Below are 18,898 nucleotides of genomic sequence, written 5' to 3'. Positions count from 1 at the left end.
GGGCCTAGGGTTTAGGCTAATGGTCAAGGGCAAGCCAAGCGCTTGCCTAGGGGCAACAAGCTGCTTGCCGCCGCCACGAGTGAGTGATAAAACCGCTGAAGATGATGCTGCTGGAGTAGCTACTATGTCCCATCCTCTGGAACAACCCCTGCTTACCACTAGCTTGCTGAACAATGAGGCGCTGTTGGGGCGCATGGTAGAGCAATTGGGCGTGGGCTGCTGGCAGTGGTCTGCTGATACCGGCCTGGCTCACAGTCCGGCTTGCCTGGCCTTGATTGGACTGGGCGCTAGGGTGCGTGATGATCTGGGTTGGCTCGATCGCGTGCATCCAGATGATGTGCAGCCCCTATGTGGCCAATTCGATCGTTGTGTGACGGGCGAGATTGCCGACTATCAGAGCCAGTATCGTATTCTGCATCATGATGGTCACTACCGTCGGGTGTGGGAGCGGGTGGCGCGCACCGAGCAGGGAACCCTGTTTGCCCTGGTACACCCATTGGCTAATCATGCGGAGCCTGCCGTTCAACAGGTACCGCTCACGGACCCGCTAACCGGCAGTGAGAGCCGTCTGCGCTTTGAGGCCAGGTTGTCGACTTTGGTGGCGGCCGCGACGCCCTTTAGCGTCATCGCCTTTGAAGTGGACTACCTGGAGAAGGTGCGGCAGTTGTATGGCAAGGATGCGGCCGACGACACGCTAGTGCGCCTCATTCGTCTGGTGCGTCATCAGGAGGGCGAACCCTTGGCCATTGGCCGCTGGGAGGATAATCTGTTTCTGCTGTTGTTGCCCCAGGTAGAGATGGAATTGGCCCTGCTGCGTGCCGAAGGGTTGCGTGAGAAGATTGCCGAGGCTCAGTTACTGCCCCACAGACCCCTCACCGCCAGTTTTGGTGTGGTCATGCTCAAGCCAGGTGAGCCGCTGGATCATATGCTGGCGCGTCTGCTGCAACGCTTGCAATCGGCTCGCCAGATCCATAATCGGGTGGCCGGAGAGGTGGCCACCCAGAGTGTGCTCGAGTAAAAAGCGTGGTGGTTAGCCCTTGATGGGAACCACCAGCATGTCGCACTCCACATGATTCATCAGTTGGCGGGCTGAGGAGACCAGCAGGCTCCAGAAGCTTTGATGATGGCCACAGACCAGCAGGTCGACACCAAACTGCTCTATGGCTTCATTGACCCGCTCACTCAAATCGCCGCAGAGGATCAACTTCTTCTCTATGGGGAAGTCGAGCCCCACCAGCACCTGCTCCAGCTTCTGTTGGGCATCCTGGATCACCTGATCCTGCACTCGGTTGAGATCAATATCGATCATCTCGGTGTAGAGATCCTTTACATCGACATCCACATGGATGACCGAGAGCTTGGCCGCATGGGTCTTGGCTAGGGCTATGGCTTTTTGCAGCACAGGGCCGCTCTCTTCATCCAGATTGATGGCAGCGAGTATGTGTTGGTAACTTTGGCCTCTCATACAAATTCTCCTTAAAAGACAAGGCAGCCCCTCAGACTATAGCGCCCGTGGGGGAAGGGGCTTGTGCCAGATGACACACATCATGCTCTGGCATGACAGAGTGGGCATGAGTAGCATAAAGGGGTGACTGACCTTTTCAGCCTGAACCAATGGGCAGATTAATGCAAATATACGACCCCCATCACAGAGTGAGGTTGTCATGCGAAGCCATGACCACTAGCCTGAAAGAGTGCCTTGCCATGAGGCCTCACCCTTCCTACTTCCTATATGTTGCATGAACAGAGAAAGAGAGATGCTCATGCATCTCTCTTTTGCTTTTTGGAGGTCCTATGTGGGAGCCGCTGATCCAGGGCTGTGTTGCCAAGAATTGTCACCCCTTGGGGTGTCAGCGTGCCGTAGAGGCGCAGATCGCCTATGTCCAGCAGCAGCCGCGTTTTGCCGGGCCCAAACGGGTGCTGATCCTCGGCGCCTCCTCCGGCTTCGGTCTGGCGGCGCGCATTGTCTTGGCGGTGGGCGGTGGGGCCGAGACACTGGGGCTTTCGTTCGAGCGTGCCCCCTCGGCCCAGGGGTTTGGCAGTGCGGGTTGGTATAACCAACATCACTTCCAGCAATGGGCCGAGGCTCATGGTGTCCCGGCTACTAGCCTGTTGGGCGATGCCTTCGCTCCTGCGATGCAGCAGCAGGTGGTGCGCTGGATCCAGCAGCAGTGGGGGCAAGTCGACCTGCTCATCTACTCGCTGGCCAGTGGGGTGCGCATCATGGCGGGTGGTGAGCGTTATCGCTCCGTACTCAAGAGCATAGGTAACCCCGTGACGGGGTGGGGGTTGGATCTGGGCGCCGAACAGCTGATCCAGCAGGAGATGCCTGCCGCGACCTCTGGCGAGATCGCGGCCACAGAGCGGGTGATGGGCGGCGACGATTGGCAGCAGTGGGTGCTGCAACTGGCCGAGGCTGGCTGCCTGGCTCCGGGCTTTCGCACTCTGGCCTTCTCCTACGAGGGGCCGGCCATTACCCACTCCTGGTATCGGGATGGCACCCTGGGATTGGCTAAGCAGCACCTACAGCGCAGCGCCGAGATGCTGCGTAGCGGGCTTGGCGAGCAGGGCGATGCTCGGGTGGTGCTGTGCAAGGCGCTGGTCACCAAGGCCAGCCTCTTCATCCCCTTCTTGCCGGTTTACCTTATGGTGCTGATGAAGGTGATGAAGGCCCAGGGGCTGCACGAGGGGTGTATCGAACAGATGAGTCGGCTATTTGTGCAGCAGCTCTATGGCGAGCAAGCGGTGAAGGTGGATAACCAGGGGCGCTGGCGTCTGGATGAGCGGGAGTTGGATCCTGAGGTACAAACCGAGCTGCTCAACCGCCTGGGCTCCCTGAACGGCGACAACTTCCGCGAAATAGGGGATTACGCCGGGCTGCGGCAGGAGTTCCTGCGGCTCAATGGCTTTGACTGGCCCGAGATCGACTATTCGGCCCCCTTGTCGCTGGAGTTGACGGGGGTAAAGGCGTAAGCGTTCGTGATCCTGACCCGCATCCCCGCTACAATGGCGCCCGCATGGGGTGAGGGAAGGGGAAGGCAAGTGCAGAGTCAGCAAGAGTGGGATGTGATTGTTATCGGTGCCGGTGCGGCGGGGCTTATGTGTGCGGCCCAGGCGGCCTATCGCGGACGCCGGGTACTGCTGCTGGATAACGCCAAGAAACCGGGGCGCAAGATCCTCATCAGCGGCGGTGGTCGGTGCAATTTCACCAATCTTTATGCCAGCTCCAAAAACTTCCTGTGCCGTAATCCCCATTTCACCAAATCGGCGTTGGCGCGCTATACCCAGCGGGATTTTATCGAGCTGGTGGAGCGTCACGGCGTGGAGTACGAGGAGCGCGAGCATGGCCAGCTCTTCTGCACCGACTCTGCCAAGGAGATAGTGCGGGTGCTGCTCACCGAGTGTGAGTGGGCTGGGGTGACGTTGCAATTGCCGACCGAGATCCTCGCCGTCAACCCGCAGGCCGGGGGCGGATTTGCCCTGCAGACTAGCCGAGGCTCTGTAACCTGTCACTCGCTGGTGATTGCCACCGGTGGCCTCTCCCTGCCCAAGCTGGGGGCCACCCCCTATGGCTATCGACTGGCCGAGCAGTTCGGCCTCAACATGGTGCCAACCCATGCTGGGTTGGTGCCCTTTACCCTGCACACCGCCGACAAGGAGGCCTTCGCCGAGCTCTCCGGCATCAGTCTGCCTGCCGAGGTGAGCGCCGAGGATGGCACTGTGTTTCGGGAGGCGCTGCTGTTTACTCACCGTGGCCTGTCGGGGCCGGTGATCCTGCAGATCTCCTCCTACTGGCAGCCGGGGCAACGCATACAGATCAACCTGTTGCCGGGCCAGGATATTCCGGCCCTGCTGCAGCACTGGCAGAGCGAGCATCCGGCGAGCGAGCTTAAAACCCTGCTCTCCCGCGAACTGCCCAAGCGGCTGGTGGAGAAGCTGATCGAACGCCACGAATTGCTCAGCAAGCCCCTGCGGCAATATACCCCCAAGGAGTTGAGTGGCGTGGCTGACTTGCTCGCTGGCTGGAGTCTACTGCCCAATGGCACCGAGGGGTATCGCACCGCCGAGGTGACGCTGGGGGGCGTGGATACCGACGAGCTCTCCTCCAAGACCATGGAAGCGAAGAAGGTGCCCGGCCTCTACTTTATCGGCGAGGTGATGGATGTCTCCGGCCATCTGGGGGGCTTTAACTTCCAGTGGTGCTGGAGCTCAGGCTGGGTCGCCGGACAGTTTGCTTAGGTCATTCCCCTTGGTTGGGGTAGCTCAACACGGCATGACTCCACTGCCCTTAATCTTGCTCTCTCATCACACTCTTGGCTTATTGGGCTGGGAACAAAATAACAACCATGCCAGCCAGGTTTACCCGGCTGGCATGGCTTCAACCATACTAGTAGTTAGTAGTTAGTAGTTAGTAGTTAGGGTTGAACCTCGCTGTTGCGGCTCGGTGTCTGGCTCGGGAGTTAATATGCTCACTCGTGCGCTGCTGCTCCTCTTATTGACTTGGGCTCTGCTCTCAGACGCCAAGGCGGTGACCTTGATTGGCGCCGAGGTGCCTCCTTTTGTCATGCATGAGACCAAGCCGCTGGGGCCAGGGCTAACGGCTGAGATCTTGTTGGTCGCGGCGCAACGACTCGGTGAACCCGCGCCGCTGGATGTTAAACCTTTTGTGCGTGCCTTGATGGTCACCGCAAATGGCCACGATACTCTGTTGGTGCCGCCGGGCCGTATCCCTGAGCGGGAGGCGCTGTTTCGTTGGGTTTCGCCTCTGGTCGATGAGGCCTTTGTGCTCTTCACCGATCGTCAGTACCACCCCCGCCCGATCCGGCAAGAGGAGTTGGCCGGGCTTACGGTCGGCGTGATGCGAGACTCAGTGGCTGAGCAGCTGATGAAGAAAATCCCAGGGGTGCATATTGAGAACGCCGCCTCTGAGATCATCAATGCTAAGAAGCTGGCGCGAGGGCGTATTCATGCCTGGGCGGTCAGCCTCAATACCGGGTTTTATGCCCAGCGCGTTGCCGGGTTGGATGAGCGGCAATTGGTCCGCGGCGCCACGTTATCGCAAGTAACCCTCTATCTGGCGGCTTCGCCGGATTTTCCCGATGCCGAGATGGTCCGCTGGCAACAGGTGATTGAAGCCATGCGGCTAGATGGCACCCTGCAACGGCTGAAACAGCGCTACCACTATGTGGAGCCTTAGGTGCCCACCCTCTGCACATGGTGTGTTCTCTGGCCATACCCCTGCATTTTTGCGAGCAAACAAGAACGCTGAGCTTATGGCTGCGTGAAAATGGATCTCGCCGTTGAATATTGCATATGCCATTAACCAAGCGTATATATGGCATATGCCAATTAGGAGGCGCTATGCCAAGACCCAAGATACCGCGCCACATCTGTGGCCGACCTGCCGATAGCTGTTTTAAACCCAATGCTCGCCCCATGAGCCAGCTGGAGCAGGTACACCTGGCGGCGGATGAATTTGAAGCGCTACGTCTGGTTGACTTGCTGGGGATGCAGCAGCAGGAAGCGGCGGTGGCAATGGGCGTTTCCCGGCAGACCCTGGCCAATGTTCTGAAAGCAGCCCGATTTAAGGTGGTGGACTGTTTGACTCAGGGCAAGGCACTCATCATGCACAAAGAAGAAGAGGGCGTTACCCATAATGATCACCGCGATTCCCATGAATGAAAACCGTGTCGCTAGCCATTTTACCAAGGCCGACACCCTGCTGTTTATTAATGAACAAGGCGTGGAGATCAGTCGCCATGCCAATCCCTCCTTGAACGCCAACTGTGCCGGCAAGCAGAGTCTGCTGGAGTTGCTTAGTGCCGAGGGGGCTGAGCGGGTTGTGGTACGCAATATCGGCGAACAGATGCTGGGCAAGCTGTTGGCTCGCCAACTCGCCGTGCTGCAAACTGAATGTGGTCGTCGTCAGGCGAGTGAGTTGGCCGCGCCAAGTGCCGAGGGACTGCGGCTGTTGACCGAGGCCAGCCAGGGGCGCCAATCCCTGAACCATGAGGCCAAGGCGAAGTCTGGGGGCTGTGGCGGTCAGGAGGCTGCTGGCCAATCGTGTTGCCAAGCTCAGGGTGAGGCACAAGGCCCGTGTCAGCACGATCACACCCATGCACCTGGTCATGAGCATAAGCCCGGGGCAGGACGCCGCCGCTGTTGTCACTCCTGAGCTGACAGGCGTAGCTAACCGAATGTGACCATCAGGCTCTCCTGCGACAGCCTGATGGTCACACATTGCGCGCTACATGGTGGGAGTAGGCCGCTCTCTCGCCAGCAGCAGAAGACGCGACACTGTGCCGCCAGACGGGCATGCTCTGGACCTCACATCAGCTAAGAAGGGTGTCATGAATCGCTATCACATTGCCCGGCAGAGCCATGTCCATTGCATGGTCTGTGGCGAGCGTACACAGAACCCAGGTTCGCTGAACTTGCTCTTTACCCGGAGTGAAGAGGGGAGTATTCACTCGTCATTTCTCGTGACTGAGCACCATCAAGGCTACACAGGAGTGTTACACGGCGGCATGACCAGCACACTGCTGGATGCGGCCATGACCCACTGTCTCTTGATGGAGGGGATCCAGGCGTTGACAGCCGAGTTGACGGTACGATTTTTGGCTCCTATCCGGGTGGGACAGCGGGTGCAGTTGGGCGCGCGTCTGGTCAGTCAGCGTCGCGCTATCTATCAACTGGAAGCCTGGATCGGATTGGGATCACAACAACTGGCTCGAGCTTCGGCCAAGTTTATGGCGGAGAGTGGCGGGGCCATACTCAATGACCGTTAAGCTTACCCTGACTGTGCTGTGCGATAACCTGGCTAAGGCGCCGCTGAGGCCGGAACATGGCTTGGCGCTTTGGTTGCAGGGGCCGGGTCTGGCCCTGTTGCTGGATTGTGGTAGCGGAGAGACCCTGCAACACAATGCCGAACAACTGGCCATTCCGCTGGCCGCCTGCCAGCGGGTGATCTTGAGTCATGGCCATTATGACCATAGTGGCGGGCTGGTGGCGTTTTGGGCGCAGGGCGGAGAGTGCCCCATACTGGCTCATCCCGATGCGCTGTTACCGCGCTATAGCCATCACCCAGATAAACCGGTGCGTAGCATAGGTATGCCCAGGGCGCTGGTGGCAAGACTATCGGCACTTGCCGAGTCTCAGCGGCAGTGGCGAACCGAGCCCGAGAAGTTGACCGCCTATCTGGGAACCAGTGGTGAGATCCCGCGGCATGACCCCTACGAGGATGTGGGTGGCCCCTTCTTCCTCGATGAGTCGGGCCAAACGGCGGACCGACTGCAAGATGATCAAGCCTTGTGGCTCAGTACCCCGCGAGGCTTGGTGATACTGTTGGGTTGTTGCCATGCCGGGTTGATCAATACCCTACAGCATCTGCAACGTATCACGGGTATTCAGCGGGTGGCCGGCATTATTGGCGGGGTGCATCTGTTGCATGCCGGTGAGGCGCGTCTGGCCCATACCCTGCAATTTTTGCGTGACTGTTCTCCCGATTTCATCTGGTTAGGTCATTGTAGCGGCAAGGCGGTGATGACGCGGCTGCGACACGAGCTACCTCGGGTGGATGTGCAACTACTCCATGTCGGGGCGCGCTATGTGCTTGTTGGAGATGCCTGTTCGGGGGCGTGAGTTTGGGGTTGGGCATGGTCGCCGGCCCAGTTGATGATCAGGTGTCGATAGGAAGCGTAAGGAGCAATTATGAAAGACAAAATGTGGGTAGCGCTGGCTTGTGTGCTCTGCGCCTTGCCTCTTGAGGCCAAGGAGTGGCTCATTGACGTACGTACGCCGGAGGAGTTTGCTACTGAGCATGTGTCAGGTGCCCTCAATATTGAATATCAGCAGATAGTCAGCGGTTTGCAACTGTTGGGTGGGAGTAAACACGATCCGGTACGCCTCTACTGCCGTTCGGGTCGTCGCGCCGGGTTGGCTCGTGAGGCTCTGCTCCAGGCGGGCTATCCGCAGGTAGAAAACTTGGGCTCCCTGGCGGAGGCCGAGGCGTGGCAAGCCAGCTACCGGCCTGGTTCGGGTAAGTAACCGGGGGGCGCTCTGCGGCTGCGCGTCAGTCGATGGCGCTCTGGCAAATTGAGAGATGAGGAGCGAGTGTATGCAGTGCGTGTTATCCGATGATCAGTTGCTGCAGCTACTGCATGATGATGTACCTTATGGCGATCTGACTACAGATCTGTTGCTTGACCCCCGGCAGCAGGTGGAGATGGTTTTCTCGGCCCGGCAGGCTATGACGCTGTGCGCCAGCGAGGAGGTGGCCCGCTTGTCTGTTCTCAAGGGGGTAGAGACTCAGTTGCTGGTGGCCTCGGGTCAACAGGTCGAGGCCGGCACGCTGCTACTGCGTGCCCAGGGGCCTACCGGCGAGCTGTTTGCCCTGTGGAAGGCGAGTCAGATCCTGCTGGAGTGGGCCAGTGGCATTGCCAGTGCTACCCGAGCCCTGGTGGCGGCAGCAGCGCCTGTTCCTGTGGTCTGTACTCGCAAGCAGACCCCCTTCACCAAGGCACTCTCGGTGAAGGCGGTGCGCGCCGGGGGAGGGGGCATGCATAGACTCGGGCTCTCCGAAACCATTTTGCTGTTTGCCGAGCACAGGCAGTTTTTGGTCCAGAGTCCGGAGGCCTTGTTACACAGCTTGCAGCTGCGGGCACCGGAGCAGCGGCGGGTGGTGGAGGTGCACGATCTGGCGGATGCCAAGCGCTGGGCCCAGGCCGGAGCCGAGGTGCTGCAGATGGACAAGTTCACCCCGGAACAGGTGCGTCTCTGTGCCGACTATTGTCGCGAGCAGGGGTTGCCAGTGGTCTTGGCCGCGGCGGGGGGCGTCACCTTGGCCAATGCCCGTGACTATGTTTCAGCCGGAGCCAGCCTGCTGGTCACCTCCGCGCCCTATCATGCTAAGCCGTTGGATGTGCAGGTGACGTTTCACCCCGTGTGACCCCTCGTTGATCAGGCGGGAGATCTCCGCTGTTTTGTCCAAGCGCAGCCGCTCCCAGCTTTATCCTCCCGCAGCCGTTGCAGCCGCGCAACGAAGGCGGGTGGCTGTGTAGCCTCCATCACCGGCATCTGCACATCCATCAGCACCAGATCGTAGTGGCTGGCGTTGCTTTGCAGACGCTCGACGAAGTAATGGATGTCTCCGGCCATCTGGGGGGCTTTAACTTCCAATGGTGCTGGAGTTCCGGCTGGGTGGCCGGGCAGTTCGTCTAATCCGTAGTGCTACTCTTCTCTCTGTGATGCAGGCGTGGAGGGTTCGATAAAAGAAAACCGGTCAGTAACACTGACCGGTTTGGGTGACGCCATAAGCCCGCCTTATCTCAGGTGGGCGCCATCAGGTTTTATTTCTGCGGTTTGAGTTTGAACTGGCCGAGCAAATTGGTGAGCTGAATGGAGAGCTCGGCCAGGTCGCGCGCCGCTGCAGCACAATTTTCCGAGGTCTGGCTGGTTTGGTGAGTGACCTCGTCAATCTGATGGATCCCCATGCTGACCTGATCGGCGCCAGAGGATTGTTCACTGGCCGCCTGGGCAATTTCATGCACCAAGCCAGCGACTTCATCGGTATGGTGCACAATGCCGGAGAGTACCTCCGCCGTCTTTTTCGATAACTGGATGCCCTTTTGTGTCCGCTGGGCCGAAATATCGATCAGGGAGGCGATCTGTTTGACGGCCTCGCCGCTGCGTCCTGCCAACTTGCGCACCTCATCGGCGACGACGGCAAACCCCCGACCTTGCTCACCGGCGCGCGCGGCTTCGATCGCGGCGTTAAGTGCCAATAGATTAGTCTGTGATGCGATCGCCTCTATGGTATTGATGATGTTGTGTATATCAATGCCGGAGGCTTCGATTTCCTGCATGGCGCCCTGTAACTCTACCATCAGACTATTGCCATTCTCGGCATCTTGCGCCGATTGCTTGGAAAGCAGGCTCGCCTGATCGGCGTGGTTGGCACTCTGCCGGATCTGGGCGGCAATCTGCGTCACAGTGGCGCTTACCTCGGTCACGGATGCCGCCGATTCGGTGGCGCCACTGGCCAAATCATGGCTCATGGCCGAGACCTTATCCGCATTGTCACCTATGTGCTCGGAACGCTGCCGGATCTGCCCTACCAGGTTGTTCAAGTCGAGGATCATTTGACCGAGGGCGCGCCCCAGCTGATCTTGCTCTGAAGCCATCTTCACGCTCTGGTTCAGATCACCTTGCGAGATCTTGTCCGCCACCATGACATGGGCGTGCAAGGTATCGGCCATGCCATCGAGTGCGCTGGAAAGCTGACCTATTTCGTCTGCACTTTGGTAGCGCAAGCGCTTGTCGAATTGGCCCTGGGCAATGGTCTTGGCCATATCGACAGCCGCCAGGATAGGACGAGCCAGACTGCGGGCGACGAGAAACATGGCCCCTATGGCCACGACCGTGACCAACAAGCCTATGAGGATCTGCCAGTAGGTATTTTTGGCATTGCTGTCGGCTATTTGGTGTGACATGGCGTTGACATCACCCAGCACCAGATCCTTGTCCAGCCGGATCAGTATCCCCCAGCGGGTATTACTGTCGCCCAAGGTGATCGGCGCCAACACATGTAGCAGGCCGGTCGCCTCATCGGTATAGATAGCTTTCTCACCACGGCGCATCAGTTCACGGATTTTATCGGCCTCTTGGCTATAGAGAGCATCAAGAGATTTGCCAATGGCCTCAGGGTGCTTGCTGGCGGCAATCACCAGATTATCGGCCGTGATGATCGAAACATCGGCTTTATCCGGGTAGATGGCCTTGGCCACCTGTTCACTGATTTTTTGCACAAAGTCCAGATTGTAATCGGCCCCGGTCACGCCTAAGAAGCGCTCATTGACGATCACCGGGACTGAGAGAGTTGCCAGCCAGACATCTTTACCCTGGACCACATAGGGCAGGGGGGCGGTCACGGTCTGGCGATGGCTTTTTTGTGGATTCTGATACCAGGCGCCTTTGATGATGCCGTTGGGATGCGCCTCGGTAGAGTCATATTCCACCAGGGATTGCACCTTTAAGTTGTTGTTATTATCCCGGATCCAGTAGGGGGTAAAACGGCCGGTCTGGCCATTATTACCATTATCTCCATTCAGGTTTTTGTCATCACTGTTGTCAAAGAGATTGGGTTCCCAACAGCTGTAGGTGCCATTAAGGTCTGCGTTGCTCTTCAGCACTTCGCTTAACATATTATTGAAGACGCTGCGATCCAGGATGGCGGCACTCTGGCTAGCATCTGCGGCATGAGTGGCGGCGGCTGTATTCGCCAGCGTCTGGGCGGCTTGCATCCCCTTCTCCAGTCGGCGACTAATCGACAGGGCATACTCGGAGGCCACGCTCTGCATCTTTTCCAGCGTGATACGCTCAACCAGAGTCGATACCGTTTGGTTGATGAGGTGATTATTCGCGGTAGTGGAAGAGATGCTATAACCGACCAGAATGGCTGCCGTAATCAGTAGTCCAATACCCGCAGGGAAGGCTATTTTTGATTTTATTGATTTAAAATTCATGGTTATTCCCTCTTGGGCACTCTTTAGCGGTAGGTAAAAAGAAGAGAAGGCTCGAGCTTATTAATGTATAGGTCATATTCCGCAGTTGAGTGTGGCGTATTTGTGATAAGCCCTTTGAGTAAGCCTGATATCAGAGATGAACCGTGTTATCGGAACTTGCCCCCGCCGGCAATCTTGTTGTAGACCGCCAGGGAATGGCGGGGGTTGGCGAGTTTCTGGGTGCTATTGGCTGGATCCTCGTCGTTCCCTCCTTAGGGTCTCTTCCCATTGCGGTCGCTAGAGGTGCCGCGGGTCACTGAGGCTGATCCAACTCCAGCAGTAGCAGGGCGGCCGCAAAATCAAAACTTTCGATGGCACTACCGATCTGTTTGAGGCGCTCAGCGCGGAATAGGTGGATAAGTTCGGGTCTTAGCTGTTCGAACAGCTCTTCGGCCGCAAAGTTTTGCTCATGTAGCAGGCGCTTGAGTTGTTGCAACTGTTTGGGGGTTTGTATCGCACAGCGCAGGGCGATCTCGGTTTGCGGCAGAATGGGGGGGGGCTGTCGCTGGGCCGCAAGCCAAAGCAACATATCCTCCCGCAGCCGTTGCAGCCGAGCAGCGAAGGCGGGTTGCGCCTCGGCAAACAGGGTGTGGTCTTGCTGGCGCACTGCGAGCTCCAACCGCTTGGTCTCCGCTGCCAGTAGCTGGGCGCCGAAGGTGGCGGCATGGCCCTTCAGGGTATGCAATAGCCGTGCAGCATCGTCGCGCTCGCCCTGGTTGAGCAGGCGGTTCAGTCGACTCAGCAGCGCTTCGGTCTCTTGCAAGAAGGGCTCGATGAGGTGGGCCAGTAGCAGTTCATCCCCCCCCAATTGCTGGATGATCCGTTCAGGCTCGAAGTGATCCTCCAACAGCACAGGGACTTCTGCTGGCTTGACCAGCCGTACCTGAGTGGGGTGACGATCGGCGGGCAGGTGCGCCAGTATGCTTTGCAACAGGCGCTGAACCTCCAGGGGTTTGGCGATCACATCATTCATGCCGGAGTCCAGGCACTGCTGGCGCTCCGAACTCATCACACCCGCGGTGATCGCCAGCACGGGCAGGGTCAGGTGGAGTTGATGGCGCAGAATGCGGGTGGCAGTGTAGCCATCCATCACCGGCATCTGCACATCCATCAGCACCAGATCGTAGTGGCTGGCGTTGCTTTGCAGACGCTCGACCGCCAGTTCTCCATTCTCCACCGCATCCAGGGTGGCGCCAGCCTGCTCCAGTATATGGCGGGCGACCAACTGATTGAGCTCGTTATCCTCCACCAGCAGCAGATGGACGCCTAGCAGCGGTTTATCCTGGGCCGCCAGCTGCGGCAGGCTGGCCAGCAGTTTAGTGGGGCCGCCGCTGATATGGCTCTTGGCTTCGATGACCGCATTGTAGAGGCTGGAGCTGGTGACGGGCTTGAGCAGTATGCTGTCCAGCCGCTCGGCATGGGGTTGCGCCAGCACTTGCTCCCGGTAGAAGAGGGAGGTGACCAAGACTATGGGCAGAGATGCGGGCACCTGCTGGGCCAGGGTGGCGAGCAACAGGGGGAGATCCCGTTGGCTGCAGGGCCAACTGACCAGCAGCAGATCCCGATCCTGGCCCAACTCCGGGGTGAATTGGGGCAGACTCTCCTCGCTTTGCAACGACCAGCCCAACGTGGCCGCGGCCTGTTGCAGCGAGGTGCGACTGTTTTGCCCCTCATCCACCAGTAGCAGGCGCAACCCCTGTAGTTCTGGACTGCCGCTGTAAGCCTCTAGCTGCTGGGGGGCCAGTTGCAAGGGCAGGGTGAACCAGAAGCAGCTTCCCCGACCCAGTTCACTCTGGACGCCCAGGGTGCCACCCATCATATCGACCAGGCGTTTGCAGATGGCCAGACCCAGACCGGTACCACCGAAGCGCCGGGTGGTGGAGGCATCGGCTTGGGTGAAGGGGGCAAATAACCTGGCCTGCTGCTCGGGCTCTATGCCTATGCCCGTGTCCTGGACGCTGAAGGTGATCCAGACTTGCTGGGCCAGTTGCCGCTCCAGTGTTACGCGCAGCGTGACCTCACCCTGGGGGGTAAACTTGATGGCATTGCCCGCCAGATTGATGAGGATCTGTTGCAGACGCAAGTTGTCGCCGATCAGCTGTCGTGGCACTTGCGGCTCTATGGCGATGGTGAGCTCCAGGGATTTTTCGGCGGCATTGACTGACATGATACTGGCCAGGCCATCCATGACTTCGTTGAGATCAAGTGGGGCATGGGTTAGCTCCAGGCGGCCCGCTTCAATCTTGGAGAAGTCGAGTATGTCGTTGAGTATCCCGAGCAGTGAGCGCCCCGATTGGGCAATCATCTGCAGGTATTTTTGTTGTTGCGGCATCAGCGGCGTGTCGCCGAGCAGATGGGCTATCCCCAGCACCGCATTGAGGGGGGTGCGGATCTCGTGGCTCATGTTAGCCAGGAACGCACTCTTGGCGCGGCTGGCGCGCTCGGCTTCATCCCGTGCCAGAGCCAGGTCGCGCTGGATCTGCTTGAGCTCGCTGATCTCCTTGGCGATACCCAGATAGCCCGTGATCTGGCCCTGGGCATCCTTGATGGCGGTCACCGCCAGCAGCACAGTCAGGTGATGGCCCGATTTATGAATATAGGTCCACTCCCGCACCTCATAACTGCCTTGGCGGGCGCGACTGATGAAGACATCAAAGTCGCTGACCGGGTAACCCAGCTCCTGACTCAGCTCTTGAGCGTGGGCTATGACCTCCTCCTGCAGGTGGAGGATGGCGGGACTTTGCTGGTCAATCATCTCGGCGGCGCTATATCCCAGCATACGCTCGGCTCCCGAGTTGAAGAGACGAATGGTGCCATGGGTGTCAGTGGCTATGATGGCGATCTCGCTGGCGGCATTGATCACTCCCTGCAACTGCTCCTGTACCGCCAACAGGTTCTGCTCGCTGCGCTTGCGTTCGCTGATGTCGTGCAAGAAGCCGGTATAGAAGTGACCGCCTTCGAAGTGGACTTCACTAACGCTCAGCTCCAGGGGAATGGTAAAGCCGCTCTTGTGTTGCCCGTTCACCTCCCGGCCTATGCCGATGATCTTCCTTTCACCGGTTTTGGCGTAGTGACTCAGGTAGTCATCATGCTGGCTACGGTGTGGCTCTGGCATCAGCAGCTTGACGTTTTTCCCCGCCACCTCGGCTTGCCGATAGCCAAACATCCGCTCGGCGGCCGGGTTGAAGGATTCGATAAGACCTCGTTGATTGATGGTGATGATGGCATCCACCGCCGAGTCCAGTATGGCCTGCAGCCTGGCCTGGCTTTCGCGCAAGGCGCGCTCCACCTGCTTTTGCGGGGTCACATCCTGACTGACACCCAGCAGACGCTGGATCTGGCCCTGCCCATCCAGCTCCACCAGGACTCTGTCGTCAATCCAGATAAGCCGCTGATCCCGGCAGCGAACCCGATAGCAGTGGTTGTAACCCTGTTTTTCCCGAAACATGCGTTGGACGAGTTGCTCCAGTTGTGGCTTATCCTCCTCATAAACCAGGCTGAGCCAGTTCTCGTAGCTGGCGTTTAACTCCTCCGGTTGATAACCGATCAGCCGATAGAGCTCGGCACTCCACCACTGGCTATTACTGGTCGATTGCCACTCCCAGGCGCCAGCGTTAGCGCTCTCCAGGGCCAGTTGCAGTCGACGCTCGCTGGCCTTGAGTTGGGATTCGGCCAGCCTGCTGGCGGTGATGTCCCAGTTCATGCCCACCATGCGCAGGGTCTTGCCGGTCTCGCTGAGCATGGGCATGGCCGCCGCCTGGATATGGCGCACCGAGCCATCGGGCCAGAGGATGCGAAATTCGGCCTCAAACTCCTGGCACTGCTGGATGGCCTGGTGCAGTTTCAGCTCGGTGGGGGCCAGGTCATCCGGGTGTACGCAGCGGCGCCACATCTGGTAGTTGTGTTGGCGCTCCCCCTCCGGGAGTTGGAACAGCTGATACATCTGCTCATCCCAGATCAGGGCGTCCTCTTGCAGATTGAAGTCCCAGATCCCCATGCGGTTGGCACGGGTGGCCAACTGTAGGCGCTCGTTGAGCTGGCGGATCTGCAACTCATCGGCGCGCTGCTCAGAGATATCATCCACATGGATGATGAGTTCATCTTCGGCATGGGGGCCATGATGAAGTAGTGAGACATTGAGGGCGCAGAGCAGAGTGTGACCATCCTTGCTGAGATAGCGGCGCTCTGTGCTGTAGTGGCTCAAGGTGCCACGGCGCAAGGCCTCTAATTGCGTAGTCGCCAGCCCCCAGTCATCGGCATGAGTCAGCGCCTTGATGTTCATGCCCAGCAGCTCTTCACGACTATAACCCAGCTTACGGCAGAGATAGGGGTTGACCTCGGTCAGGTTGCCTTGAGGGGTGCAGAGGGCAAAACCGGTCGCCGCCAGATCCAGGATGCGGCGCAGGCGCTGCTCACTGGCCGCCACCGCGCTATTCTTGCTGCGCACCTCAAGGAGCCACAAGCTCAGTAGCAGGCTGAGCGCCGCGCCATTGGCTAACCAGACAAAGGTGCCATGAGAATCCACTGGGGAGAGTTGAACGCCCAGGTAGACCAGCAGCAGGCCTCCAATCACCCAGAGAGCCCAGCGAGGTAACGAAAGGTGCGGGCACTTCATCATTGGGGATCTCCTGACCGGCTCTTAACCTTCAACGGCGGAAAAGGCGATGACTCGGTCTCGCCCCTGGGCCTTGGCGGCATAGAGCGCTTGATCTGCCTCGGCTATGAGTTGCAGGGGGGAGCTCTCGGCCGAGGGGATGCAGGCTGTGACCCCTATGCTGATGCTGACGATTTCGCGCCCCACCGCGCCGCGGTGGGGAATGGCCAACTCCCGGATCTGTTGGTTCAGCCACTGGCCGTAACGCAGGGCGTCCTCCAGGTTGGTGTTGGGCAATATGATGGCGAACTCTTCGCCACCATAACGACAGACGGTCTCCGCCGGTCGGCGGGTGGCGGCCACGGCGGTATTGGCTATGGTGCGCAGGCAGTCATCACCGGCCAGATGGCCATAGCAGTCGTTGAAGTGCTTGAAGTGATCCACATCCAGCATGGCCAGGGCCAGGGAGCTGGTCGCCCTTTGGTGGCGGCGAAACTCTACCGCCAGCATGCCGTCGAAGGCCCGGCGGTTGAAGACGCCTGTCATGCCGTCAATATTGGCCATGCGCCTGAGCTTGTCGGTCTGCTGTTTCAGGGTCAGGTGGGTGGTTACCCGGGCGCGAACGACCGGCGGGTTGAGCGGCTTGGATATGAAGTCCACGGCTCCCGCCTCCAGGGCGCGGATCTCGTGCTCCATGCTCTGGTGGGAGGTGACGAAGATGACCGCCGAATCGCACAACAGGGGATCATTTTTCAGCGCCAGGCAGACCTCGTAGCCATTTTTTCCCGGCATCTCCACATCCAGCAGTATCAGATCGGGTAGCTTGTCGTGAGCCATTTGCAGCGCCATATCCCCATTGGTGGCGACGAACAGATCACCCATGCCGCGCAGCATGTTGCCGAGAAATTTGAGGTTGGTGGGGCTGTCATCCACCAACAGGATGCGAGGGGCTATGGCTGGGGGCACGTTTGGACTCCTCGTATACGGCACTCCTTTATCTATAGGCGATGTCGGGGGGAGTTGCGAGTCGTTCCGCCGGGATCTATGGGGGGCGCAACTTGTTCTGTATCTAGATCTCTCTGGTTGTATCCCGGTTGAGCCTAGTTCGCGTAAGCTGGATAGCCAGTAAGAGGTCACTTTTTGAATTCAGACAGGGGGTAGTAATGAGCAGACGACAGTGGATGGGCTGGATGTGTGGGGTATTCCTGGTCGCCGGGTGCGGCAAGGTGCAAGAGACGCCGGGCAAGGCTGAGGCGGCAAAATCAGTTCAGGTCCAAGTGCAGGCGAACGTGCAAGTGCAGCCACAGGGCCAGGCCCAGCTGACGGGCCAGGTGAGCTATCTGCAGCGCATGGCCCTACCGCCCGATGCGGTGCTGGAGGTGAAGTTGCTGGATGTCTCCCTGGCTGATGCCCCCGCCAAGGTGCTGGCGACGCAACGCCTCGCTCCGGCGGGCCAGATCCCCATCGCCTTTACCCTGAGCTATGATCCGAGCCAGATAGTGCCGCAGCATAGTTATGCGGTACAGGCCCGTGTACTCCAGGGGGCGCAGCTGCTCTTCATCAACACCCAGCGCTACGCCGTGTTGACCGGAGGGGCGCCCCAGGATCAGCTCCAGGTGCGGGTTGATCCCGTCGCCCACTAATCCTGGTCTTCTCTTCTCCCCATGGCGGGCATGAGTGACTCTGCCCGCTTTTTATTTTTCCGCCAACAGGTTCTGGTGCACTCTTAGCTGCCGATCGATGAGTACCACCTTGAGATCGGTGGGCAGTGGCAGGGCGGGATTGATCATCAGCGCCGTGCTGAAGATGCCGCTTTGCAGGGCGCTGTCGCTGATGACGGTGGCCGAGAGGATCTCCCCCTCCAGGCGCGAGCCTATGATATGAGAGCGCTCTTCCTCTCCCACCTTCAGGGTTCGTTCATAGTTGGCCGAGGTGGTGAGGGCCTGATCTTCGAGCGCCAGCACGGCGATATTCTGCTGTTTCTGATGAGGGTGGCGTAGCCCGACCCGAAAGGGAGTGCCATCAGCCTTGCGCCCATTGACGAAGAGATCGCCGCCGAAGTTGATGAGGCTGCAACTGGCCTCCTCTCTGGCCAGGGCTGCGGCCCTGTCGACCGCATACTCCTTGATGACGCCACCCAGATCGAAGCGGGTGAGGGGGTGGGCAAAGTGCAGTTGTTCCCCCTCCAGCCACCAGCTGGGCAGCCCGATGGCCTGCTCGGCAGCGGCAATGGCAGCCTCCCGACTGGCGCTGTCGCTCTGGCGATAGGCCTGCTTGAGGGTGCCTATGGTGATATCGAATACCCCCTGACACGCCTCGCTCCAGCGCCTTACCTGGCGCAGCACCTGTGCCGTCTCCCTGTCCAGGGTGACACTTGGCTGGGGGCGGCGATTGAGTTTGCGATTAAGCCAGGAGTTCTCCTGATAGAAGTTATATTTTTGCTCCAGTCGCCGGGTTTCCGCCTCAATGCGTTGGGCTAACCGTTGCGCCTTACGCTCGTTTCCACACTCCAACTGCAACTGACAGGGCGTGGTCATGGCTTGAAAATTAACGATATGGATGGCCATAGCACCCACTCCTGTGGTTATGAAATACCAATAAAATAGATACAAAATAACCAATAATTTCAATTAGATATAATGCATTGATTTTATTGATTATTTTATTCATGTTTAGCTAAACCCCACCCCAACCCTCCCCTTGAAAAAAGGGGAGGGAGCGGCTTGCTCCTCCCCCTGACAAG

At 58.9% G+C, this 18,898-nt stretch carries 17 protein-coding genes; 11 read left to right on the top strand and 6 right to left on the bottom strand.

All coding sequences use genetic code 11. The annotated features are described in order from the left end of the window. The first annotated feature begins 124 nt into the window (after positions 1–124). Entirely contained in the window at positions 125–1,018 is an 894-nt protein-coding gene (locus ACZYTD_RS06860; protein ID WP_463890590.1) for a sensor domain-containing diguanylate cyclase, read from the top strand. A 12-nt stretch (positions 1,019–1,030) separates the two neighbouring features. Here the strand turns inward: ACZYTD_RS06860 and ACZYTD_RS06855 are convergent, their stop codons facing one another. Beyond that, positions 1,031–1,465, bottom strand: coding sequence for a universal stress protein (locus ACZYTD_RS06855; RefSeq protein ID WP_463890587.1), 435 nt, complete (start codon positions 1,463–1,465; stop codon positions 1,031–1,033). 329 nt (positions 1,466–1,794) lie between these two features. On the opposite strand from ACZYTD_RS06855, the gene fabV reads away from it, so the two are divergent. The 9 genes from fabV (at position 1,795) to modD (ending at position 8,947) form a co-directional block, all read left to right on the top strand. Further along, positions 1,795–2,973, top strand: a complete 1,179-nt coding sequence (gene fabV / locus ACZYTD_RS06850; protein WP_463890585.1) for an enoyl-ACP reductase FabV — start codon at positions 1,795–1,797, stop codon at positions 2,971–2,973. A 69-nt stretch (positions 2,974–3,042) separates the two neighbouring features. Next, positions 3,043–4,239, top strand: coding sequence for a BaiN/RdsA family NAD(P)/FAD-dependent oxidoreductase (locus ACZYTD_RS06845; protein WP_463890583.1), 1,197 nt, complete (start codon positions 3,043–3,045; stop codon positions 4,237–4,239). Positions 4,240–4,465: 226 nt separating this feature from the next. Further along, positions 4,466–5,197 carry a substrate-binding periplasmic protein gene (locus ACZYTD_RS06840; RefSeq protein ID WP_463890581.1) on the top strand — a complete coding sequence of 244 codons (732 nt, stop codon included), beginning with the start codon at positions 4,466–4,468 and terminating at the stop codon, positions 5,195–5,197. 164 nt (positions 5,198–5,361) lie between these two features. Further along, positions 5,362–5,682 carry a DUF134 domain-containing protein gene (locus ACZYTD_RS06835; protein ID WP_463890579.1) on the top strand — a complete coding sequence of 107 codons (321 nt, stop codon included), beginning with the start codon at positions 5,362–5,364 and terminating at the stop codon, positions 5,680–5,682. Further along, positions 5,675–6,175 (top strand): NifB/NifX family molybdenum-iron cluster-binding protein, encoded by a 501-nt coding sequence (locus tag ACZYTD_RS06830; protein ID WP_463890577.1) that lies wholly within the window; start codon positions 5,675–5,677, stop codon positions 6,173–6,175. The genes ACZYTD_RS06835 and ACZYTD_RS06830 overlap by 8 nt, the downstream gene beginning before the upstream one ends. A 175-nt stretch (positions 6,176–6,350) precedes the next feature. Further along, positions 6,351–6,788 carry a PaaI family thioesterase gene (locus ACZYTD_RS06825; RefSeq protein WP_463890575.1) on the top strand — a complete coding sequence of 146 codons (438 nt, stop codon included), beginning with the start codon at positions 6,351–6,353 and terminating at the stop codon, positions 6,786–6,788. Then, the gene (locus ACZYTD_RS06820) at positions 6,778–7,641 is read left to right on the top strand and encodes an MBL fold metallo-hydrolase (RefSeq protein WP_463890572.1); all 864 of its coding nucleotides are present in this window, start codon (positions 6,778–6,780) and stop codon (positions 7,639–7,641) included. The genes ACZYTD_RS06825 and ACZYTD_RS06820 overlap by 11 nt, the downstream gene beginning before the upstream one ends. 69 nt (positions 7,642–7,710) lie before the next feature. After that, entirely contained in the window at positions 7,711–8,046 is a 336-nt protein-coding gene (locus tag ACZYTD_RS06815) for a rhodanese-like domain-containing protein (protein WP_463890570.1), read from the top strand. A gap of 70 nt (positions 8,047–8,116) precedes the next feature. Then, entirely contained in the window at positions 8,117–8,947 is an 831-nt protein-coding gene (modD, locus tag ACZYTD_RS06810; protein ID WP_463890569.1) for a ModD protein, read from the top strand. A gap of 11 nt (positions 8,948–8,958) precedes the next feature. On the opposite strand, the gene ACZYTD_RS06805 is transcribed toward modD, so the two are convergent. From ACZYTD_RS06805 to ACZYTD_RS06790, 4 genes are all read right to left on the bottom strand, one after another. After that, positions 8,959–9,177: a hypothetical protein gene (locus tag ACZYTD_RS06805; RefSeq protein WP_463890921.1), complete on the bottom strand. Its 219-nt coding sequence runs from the start codon at positions 9,175–9,177 to the stop codon at positions 8,959–8,961. Positions 9,178–9,347: 170 nt separating this feature from the next. Next, complete coding sequence (locus ACZYTD_RS06800; protein WP_463890567.1) at positions 9,348–11,522, bottom strand: methyl-accepting chemotaxis protein; 2,175 nt, start codon at positions 11,520–11,522, stop codon at positions 9,348–9,350. A 292-nt stretch (positions 11,523–11,814) separates the two neighbouring features. Continuing rightward, complete coding sequence (locus ACZYTD_RS06795) at positions 11,815–16,179, bottom strand: PAS domain S-box protein (protein ID WP_463890565.1); 4,365 nt, start codon at positions 16,177–16,179, stop codon at positions 11,815–11,817. Positions 16,180–16,200: 21 nt separating this feature from the next. Continuing rightward, positions 16,201–17,121 (bottom strand): diguanylate cyclase, encoded by a 921-nt coding sequence (locus ACZYTD_RS06790; RefSeq protein ID WP_463890563.1) that lies wholly within the window; start codon positions 17,119–17,121, stop codon positions 16,201–16,203. Positions 17,122–17,318: 197 nt separating this feature from the next. Here ACZYTD_RS06790 and ACZYTD_RS06785 point away from each other — a divergent pair, with 197 nt between their 5' ends. Continuing rightward, positions 17,319–17,798, top strand: a complete 480-nt coding sequence (locus ACZYTD_RS06785) for a YbaY family lipoprotein (RefSeq protein ID WP_463890561.1) — start codon at positions 17,319–17,321, stop codon at positions 17,796–17,798. Between the two features lie 51 nt (positions 17,799–17,849). Here ACZYTD_RS06785 and ACZYTD_RS06780 read toward each other — a convergent pair whose 3' ends face one another. Continuing rightward, positions 17,850–18,722, bottom strand: a complete 873-nt coding sequence (locus ACZYTD_RS06780; protein ID WP_463890559.1) for an FAD:protein FMN transferase — start codon at positions 18,720–18,722, stop codon at positions 17,850–17,852. Positions 18,723–18,898: the final 176 nt, after the last annotated feature.

It is taken from the genome of Pseudaeromonas sp. HNCC25DJ180 (genome assembly GCF_055413345.1).
This window is presented reverse-complemented; position numbering and strand designations above follow the sequence as displayed.